Here is an 8,336-nt window from a genome sequence, read left to right on the forward strand (position 1 = left end):
GCTCACCGGCTCCTACGCACCCGAGTGCTCGGCGGAGTGATCAACGAGTACAGATACGCGGCCTGACCAGCAGCGACGAGTTTCCGAACGGCACAGGGAAAATCTGGTCGAGGCCGACCATGCGCAGCACACGCAGCGTGTGGTCGGGGACGGCGGCAAGCGCGATATCGGCGTGGGCGGCATGGGCGTGGTTGTGGGCGACGATCAGGGCGGTGATGCCGCTGGAGTCGCAGAACTCCAGGCCGGCCAGGTCCAGGACGAGGCGCTGGCCGGGCTGGAGGGCGAGGGTGGTGATCCGTTCGCGGAGTTCACCGGCGGTGGCGTAGTCGAGGTCGCCGGTGATCTCCACGACAGTTCCTGATGTGGCGTGGTGGGTGGTGGTCTTCAGCGGGCTCATTTGGTGGTTTCGGTGCGAGGGGCGAGGGTGGGGACGCCGAGGGCGAGGAGGGCGGTGTCGTCGTCGAGGCCGTCACCGAAGTCGTCCAGCAGACCGGTGAAGGCCTGGATCACGTCATGGGCGGGTCTGCCGGCGTGGTCGGCGGCGAATGTGAGCAGTGCCTCTTCTCCGTAGAGGGCGGTGTGGTCCTCGCCAGTACGGGCCTCGGTGAGGCCATCGGTGTACAGCACCAGAGTGTCCCCGGGCTCAAGCACGGTTGTGGCGGCGGTGAAAGAGGCGGCAGACAGGACACCGACGAGTAGGCCACCGGGAGTAGGGAGGAATGCGGCCTTCCCGTTGCCGCGTAGGACGAGGGCCGAGGGGTGGCCGCCCGAGGCGAGATGGACGGTGACCTGTCCGGTGGCGGGGTCCGGTTCGAGGGTGCCGAAGATGGCAGTGCAGTAGCGCGGGTCGCCGCCGGTGTAGCGCTCGTGGAGCACCTGGTCGAGGGTCCTCATGGCGGAGACGGGCTCCGGGTCGTGCAGGGCGGCGCCGCGCAGGGTGTAGCGGGTCAGAGAGGTGACCGCGGCGGCCTGGGGGCCCTTGCCGCACACGTCGCCGAGGAAGAAGGCGAAGCGTTGGCCAACGATGGGGAAGAGGTCGTAGAAGTCGCCTCCGAGCCGGTCCGGGGGCGGCGGTGCGGTAGTGGGCGACCGCCGCCATCCCCGGCACCGAGGGCAGGGTGGCGGGCAGCAGCGACTGCTGCAGTACCGCCAGGGCGTCCTGCAGTCGGGCACGGTCGGCCTCCGCCTCCTTGCGCGCCTCCTCCGCCTCTTTGCGGGCTCGCAGGAGCTCCTGCTCGTAGGCGCGGCGGTCGCGGGCGTCGAAGACGGTGGTGCGGATCAGCTGGGGTTCTCCGCTGCTGCCGTGTTTGACGACGGAGGAGACCAGGACCGGTATGCGATCGCCGCCGGCCTCCTTGATCTCCAGGGCGATGCCACTGATCTCGCCCTGCATCCGCAGCAGCGGCGCGAAGTGCGTCTCGTGGTAGAGCTTGCCGCCCACGGTCAGCAGGTCGGTGAACCTCATCCGGCCAACGACCGCCTCTCCCTCCAGGCCGAGCCAGTCCAGGAGGGTGGTGTTGATTTTGGCGATGGTGCCGTCCATCAGCGTGGACAGATACCCGCAGGGCGCGCGTTCGTAGAGTTCCTCGACGCTGTCCTCCAGCAGTGCGGCGAATGCCGCGTCCGGTGTCCTGTCGTTGTCTGCGTCGTGTGGGCGGCCGGGCTCCTGTCCGGTGCGGCACATCACCGCAGACGCGCCAGGAAGTCGGTGATCGCTTCGTCGGTGGCCTCGGGTGCGGAAAGGTGTGGGCAATGCCCGGTCGCGTCGAGCGTGACCAGCTTCGAGCCGGGGATCGTCTGGTGGACGAAGGCGCCGACCTCCCGGGGAGCGATGACGTCCTGGGTGCACTCCAGGATCAGCGTCGGCACCGTCGCCGTCTTCAGATCGTCCCGCGAATCCGACAGAAACGTGGTCCGGGCAAAGATGCGCGCCATGTCCGGGTCCGTGGCGCAGAAGCTGTTCTTCAGCTCCTCGCCGAGTTCGAGCTGGCCCACGTTCCCCATGATCATCGGCGCCATCGCCGCCGACCAGCCCAGATAGTTGGACTCCAGCGACTCCAGCAGCTCGTCGATGTCCTCGGCGCTGAATCCGCCCCGGTAGCCGTCATCGTCGATGTACCGCGGAGACGGCGCGACCATCACCAGCGTCCCGAGACGCTCCGGCGACATCGCGGCGGCCAGCACGCCGATCATCGCGCTGACCGAATGCCCCACAAACACTGCATCTCGCAGATCGAGCGCCTCACAGACCTCGACCACATCCCTCGCGTAACCGTCCAGCGAGGCGTAACGGTCCTCCGAGAACGCGGACAGGTCCGAGCCGCCCGCACCGACGTAGTCGACAGCACCACACGGTAATCGTCGACCAGAGTGGGGCACGGTCAGCCGCCACATGTTCTGATCACAGCCGAACCCATGTGCCAGCACCACCGCCCGGCTCCGAGGGTTGCCGGTGACCGTGACATTGTTCCTGCGTTCGATACCCCTTCCCCCACTGTCTCAGGCCCTGTCCACTCCCTGTCACGCCCACGGGCCGCCCCCTGCCCCGGCCAGTAGCTTTCGTCTGCACCGTGCATGGCCGCTACGCCACGGAACATGGTTGTCACCGGACGTCTTCGGGCTGGGTCGCGTAAACGGCATCCGCGGTGCGTCCGAGCGCCCCGGGCTCGCCGGGCGGAAGGGCGACGGCTTCCAGTGGGCTCTACTTGTCCGCGTCCCTGCGAGGGGGAAGGACAGACCGGTATTGCGATCGGGAGTCGGCGAGGTAGTCACTGCACAACGCCTCCCCCGCCGGGCAGCGCGTGCGCCCGCACTCGGTGCAGCCCTTGAGGTGGTCAACGTAAACGGTGTACCTGAGCCCGTGAAGGGGGTCCTCGGCGCCGTCCTGCACCCTTGCCTCGCTCTCTCGCATACCGCTGTCTGCCTGCCCCCAGGCCAGACGCTATGTCGCAACTCCCCTTCCGGAAGGCGACCAACCCGAGCAGCACACCCACGGGCGAGCACTGCCCGCGCAAACATGCCTGCGGGGCAGCGCGAGCAGGACGTCGTGGTGCGATTGATGCCTCTGGACGGTCGGTCAGCGAGGCTGGTGCCCTCGCCGGGGCGCAGGTCGTACAGGACGCGGTCGCTGGGCCACCGTCCGAGTTCGGTGGACAGGGCAACGCCGTCGTCGTTTGCCTCGACCCGCCACCCACGGCACCGGGCCAACCGTGCGCCACGGCGAGGGCCGGCGGGATGGTGCATGCGGCAGGGTCACCGCAGGGAGGGGCCCCGGCGGAGCGAGGCTGACGCCCGTCAGTCTGCCGAGCCCGGATCGAAGCGCGGAGTGCCGACGCGAGACACGTCCGGTCATGCTGGCGGAGGTACCGGCCGGTGGGCGACTGTTCCGATCGTTCCAGTCCTTGACCCAGGCGTCAGCTGTTGCAGCAGCCCGCCCTCGCCGGTCAGCTGCAGGCCCTCGGCCTGGCCCGGCCCACGCCGCAACGCCTCTCCACCGTTTATGTGGTGAGGCGCCGGTGGCAGATGAGAGTCGCGGTGGCTCCTTCGCTTCGGGCCGCCCTGGTGGGCGGGGACTCGAGGGTGCAGCGTGCAGCCGGCCCCCTTGTCCGCGGTCTGACCCGGGGCCGGTAGCAGCCGTGGTCAAGGTCCTCTGTCCTCTGTCCTCTGTCCTCTGTCCACAGGCTGGCGGGCCCGTACGTCAGGAACTGCTCATGTCCCCCATCGTTCCCTCGCTGCCCCCACACCTGGTCCAGCTCGGCTTCGACTACGTCCTGGCTGACAATTCCGGGCTCAGTTGATACTCCCGTTCCAGCCACAGGTTTCGGCAGCGTTCAGGTTCTGGTAACTGGGACGAGGGTCAAGTACGTGATGCCAAGGACGTTGCGGTAACCGTCAGCCCAGGACGACCGCTGGCCGTCGACTCGTTCGCGGGTCTCGGCGGCGAGTGGGTGGTCTGGGTTCATGGCGAGCCAGAGTTCTGTGTCGTGGCGGTAGCCGGACTCGAACTCCTCCCACTCCTCACGGCTCGCCGACTCGATCCAGGCCGGCCGGAAGCCCGCCTCGACAGCGAGGTCGACGAGCGGTCCGAGCCGCAGGTGGTCGCCTGCGCGCGCCCCGGGCCACATGGCCGAGAGTTCCTCGTCCGTCGGGGCGCGTTCCCAGAAGCCCTCGCCCAGAACGACACGTCCGCCTGGGCGGACCAAGCGGCGCAGCTCGTGCAGTACGACGCTGGGATCGTACGGCTGCTCGGGGTCGCACAGCGCCTGACCAGCCCCCAGGCAGAGCACCACGTCCACGGGCCCGCGTGCCGTGCCGAGGGCCGACTCCTCGGCGAATTCGACCCGTCCGGCCAGTCCGCGCCCCTTCGCAAGGTCCCTGCCCCTGGCCAGATCCTCGGCGTTGATGTCGAGGCCCACGCCTGTCGCCCCCGGGACAGACTCCAGAACGCGGAGCAGCAGTTCGCCCCAGCCGCAGCCGATGTCGAGGACGGTGGAGGGCGACACGGCGGCGAGCCGCGCGACGATGCGCCCGGCGCGGGCTTCGGAGAGCGGCCCGTGGAACGTCAGACTGCCCAGACGCGGGAGAAGATCGGAAGTGGTTGCCATAGGGAGGAACGTTAGTTCGCCCCGAGTGGCGTGCCCACCGATTTGGATCCGGCTCTGCCGACCCGGACGACTGGCTCCGCACCTGGTATGCCCGCCACGGATGAACCCCGATCGGCCGCACCCACAGCTTCACCCGCTTCCAAGCCGGGAGCTGCTCAAGGGCGGCGCCACCGGCCCCGGCCTGCCCGTTCGGCGTCTAACCCGCCGACGACCATCAGGACGACGAGGACCAGGAGCACGAGTTCGTCGTCGACTACGCGATGGAGACGTACCTGATGACAACTGAGGACCGCGGCGCCGCCGGCCCGTACTTCGAGTACCACGGGCTGCCCGTCCTGCGAGGCCCAGGCGCAGCCCACCGACGTGAGGCGCTCGGCCATGATCTTCGGCCGAGCGCCTCCGTGTTCACTCCCCACTCAAGGGCGCCGTCACCCCGCAGCACGCAGGGTCACACCTCGCGGATCGGGAGTCAGGACTTGCCCTTGCGGCCGGCGAGTACGGCAAAGACAGCCAAGAGCACTCCGCATGCCGCGGCGATCGCCCCGAGCACCATCGGAACAGCGTCACCGGTCGCGATTCCAGCAATACATCCGCTCAAACCTCCCACCATCAGAATGATGGAAAAGATCCGCACAGCGCGTACAGCGTCCGTCATCGGGGCGTTGCTCGCTGTCATTCTTACGTCACTTCCCTGTAGATGGTCTGGTTGGCGTCTGGTTCTTGAACGTCATCCGTAGGTGATGATGTCGGCTCCGTAGTAGCCCGCGACGCCTCCCAACGCACAACTGCCGACCACGGCGGCACCGGCGCCGACCGCGCTGCCGACTCCGGCACCGACCACTCCTCCGACCGCAGCGGCGTATTGGATGGTTCCGGTTGATGCGGCTGCACCGATGCCCGACACGCAACCCGACACGACGCCGAAGACTTTACTACCGGTGTCCAGAATGTCCGAGAAGCTGAACAAGCCGGTTGGGTCGGTTCGGTTGACCGGGTCTCCGACCGCGTAAAGGTAGACGTTCTCCTCCTGCCCCGAGGGGTCAGGCTGCGTGAAGCGGCCGAGGGTGGGGTCGTAGTAGCGGTAGCCCATCTTGTACAGGCCGGTCGGGTCGGCGTAGGCGCCCGCGTAGCGGTAGGGCTGGGGGACGGTCTCCGTGGGTGTGGTGCGCGGGAGGCCGGTGGGGCCGTAGGCGTAGGTGTGGGTGCGTTTGCCGGTGCTGTCGGCGAGGCCGAGGACGTTGCCGGTGGCGTCGGTGAGGTAGTAGTAGGACTTCCCCCCAGTCGTCATGGAGTTCAGCGTGCCCGCCGGTTCGCGGATGAATCCGGTGTCGACGCCGTTCGTGGTCGTGGAGGCCAGGCCGAGGGCGGTGTGGTGGAACCACGTGTCGCCGAGCTTGGTGCGCTCCGCGTTGCTGGTGCCGGCGTGGACCAGGTCGTAGGTCGAGCCGCCCGCGGTGATGCCGGACAGCTGGCTGTAGTCGGTCCAGGACTCGCCCGTGCGGGGGGTGTTGTCGGCCGCCGCCGTTTCGTTGCCGAGTTTGTCGTAGGACCAGCCGGTGGTGGTCCCGTTCTTGGCGGTCAGTTCGGATGCGTCGTTGTACGTGTACGTGGTGCCGCCGGGGCAGGTGGTCTTGCTGCCGTCGCGGCTGGTGAGGTTGCCCGCCTTGTCGAAGCAGTAGAGCCATGACGCCTTGCGGGTACCAGCGGAGTCGGCCTCCAGGGCGTAGGTGAGGCGGTCCTGGGAGTCGTAGGTGTAGCTGGTGGTGTACTTCGTGAGGTTGTCGGTGCGGGTGCGGATCTTGGTGGTGTCCTTGCCCGCGGTGTTCTTGTAGCTGTAGGCGAGGTCGATGAAGGTCTGGGTGCCCGAGGTGGTCTTGATCTTCTCGGGGCGGCCGTTCTTGTCGATCGTCACCGACTGGGTGGTGCCGCCGGGGTAGACGGTCTTGGTGCGCTTGTCGTTGTTGTTGTAGTCGAAGTCGGTCTTCTTGCCGTCCGGCGCCGTCAGGTGGTCGAGGCGGCCGGCTGTGTCCCAGGTGTAGTCCGTGGTGCCGGTCGGGTCAGTGTAGTAGTCGATGTCTCCGCCCGGGGTGTAGGCCAGGGCGGTCTGGGCGCCGTTCTGCAGGGTGCGGATCCACTCACGGTTGAGCTTGTCGTAGTCCCACTTGGTGGTGCCCGAGGCGTCGGTGCGGGTCTTCACGTTGCCGTCGCCGTCGTAGGTGTAGGTGACGGTGGAGTTGGTGGAGGAGACCTCGCGGACGCGGTCGCGGGTGTCGTAGGCGTAGACGGTGGTGATGCCGCGGCCGTCCTTGACGGTCTCCACGCGGCCCAGCGCGTCGTAGGTGTACGTCGTCTCGCCCAGCGGGGCCGGTGGCTTGACCTTGCGCAGGTTGCCCTGGTCGTCGTACGTGAACGAGGTGACCTTGCCGTTGCCGTCCTTCGCCGTGCAGCGCTGGCCCTCGAAGCCGCCGCACTCGGGGGTGGCCTTGTTGTACGTGTACTCCCGGACGCCGCCCGCCGTGCCCGACGTCGTCACCGACATCGTGTTGCCGTTGGCGTCGTACTTGAAGGAGTCCTTACGGCCGTCGGCCGTGGTGAAGTCGTTGGGCAGATCCGTACCTGCCACCGTCTGGTACGCGGAGACGGACGCCGTCGCGCCGAGTGGCAGCTTCTGGGAGAGGGCGTTGTTGCGGCCGTCCCAGCCGTACGTGGTCGTGTTGCCGCCCGTGCCGTCCGCGCCGGTGCCCATGGCGTCGATCGCCGTCTGGGTGAGGTGGTTCTTGTACGTGGCGTGGCGGGCGTGACCGAGCGGGTCGGTGACCTTGGTGACCTCACCGTCCGCGTTGTGAACGTACTTCGTGGCGTCCCCGTCGGGGTCGGTGACCGTCGTCGTGCCCGCGTCCGAGGGGGTGGCTGCGGTGTAGTCGTAGCGCCAAGTCGGGCCCGTGTGGCCGCCGGACGTCGACTCGGTGGCGCGCTGCATGGAGCGGACGCGGTTGTGGCTGTCGTAGGTGAACAGGGTGACGGTGCCTTCGGGGGTGGTCACCTTCGTCACGCGGCGCGAGCCGTCGTACTCGTACGCCGTGGCCTTGCCAGCCGTGTCCGTCACCTTGTCGAGGTTTCCGGATCCGTCGAGGTCGAGGACGGCGGTGCGGCCGGTGTGGTCCTTGGCCTGCCACTGGTTCGGGTAGGCCTTGACCAGGTCGATCCAGCGGCCCGAGCGGGTCTCGGTGAGCTTGAAGCCCTTGTGCTCGCCGCCCTCGTCATGCTGCTCGACGGTGATGGTTCCCTTGTTCTTGTCCGTCACCTTCAGCAAGGTGCCGTGTTCGCTGTAGGTGTCCTTGGTGCCGGACTTGCGGTCGGTCAGGGTGTAGGTGCCGTCCGCGTTCTTCTTCAGGTCCTTCGAGTAGCCCGTCGGCGTCGTGTAGGTGCCGTCCGCGTTGGCGGTGAAGCGCAGCAGGTTGCTGGTGGCGTCGAAGACGTCCACCTCACGGTCGCCCACCTGGAGGTAGCGTTCGTATCCCTGCCACCAGCGCTGCGATACCTTCCCCCACGGCGCCTCGAGGGAGTTGTAGGTGCGGGTGAGCTGGAGCTTCTGCCCGACGCCGGCGATGTCGAAGTCCGTGGCGGCGAGCATCAGGTTGCCGTTGGAGATGTTCATGCGTGCCACGAGGGCGTCGTTCAGGCGGGTGTCGAGGATCTGGTGCCAGGGCACATCGCCCTGCCCCTCGGGCA

General features: G+C 67.9%; 5 protein-coding genes and 1 pseudogene. All 6 read right to left on the reverse strand.

The window, feature by feature from the left end; genetic code table 11:
* Positions 1-40: 40 nt before the first annotated feature.
* A complete protein-coding gene (locus tag ACZ4V1_RS35640) occupies positions 41-397 on the reverse strand; it encodes an STAS domain-containing protein (RefSeq protein WP_468345263.1) in 357 nt (118 codons plus the stop codon).
* A pseudogene (locus ACZ4V1_RS35645) lies at positions 394-1,684 on the reverse strand (PP2C family protein-serine/threonine phosphatase). Before ACZ4V1_RS35645 ends, ACZ4V1_RS35640 begins: the two are co-directional and overlap by 4 nt.
* On the reverse strand, positions 1,684-2,481 hold the full coding sequence (locus ACZ4V1_RS35650; RefSeq protein ID WP_468345274.1) for an alpha/beta fold hydrolase: 798 nt from the start codon (positions 2,479-2,481) through the stop codon (positions 1,684-1,686). Before ACZ4V1_RS35650 ends, ACZ4V1_RS35645 begins: the two are co-directional and overlap by 1 nt.
* Before the next feature lie 1,349 nt (positions 2,482-3,830).
* Positions 3,831-4,604: an SAM-dependent methyltransferase gene (locus ACZ4V1_RS35655; protein WP_468345266.1), complete on the reverse strand. Its 774-nt coding sequence runs from the start codon at positions 4,602-4,604 to the stop codon at positions 3,831-3,833.
* A gap of 469 nt (positions 4,605-5,073) precedes the next feature.
* Positions 5,074-5,280 (reverse strand): hypothetical protein, encoded by a 207-nt coding sequence (locus tag ACZ4V1_RS35660; RefSeq protein ID WP_468345269.1) that lies wholly within the window; start codon positions 5,278-5,280, stop codon positions 5,074-5,076.
* 51 nt (positions 5,281-5,331) lie between these two features.
* On the reverse strand, positions 5,332-8,336 hold a 3,005-nt coding region (locus ACZ4V1_RS35665), incomplete at its 5' end, for an RHS repeat-associated core domain-containing protein (RefSeq protein ID WP_468345271.1).

The sequence above is a fragment of the Streptomyces sp. NPDC028991 genome (assembly GCF_055564775.1).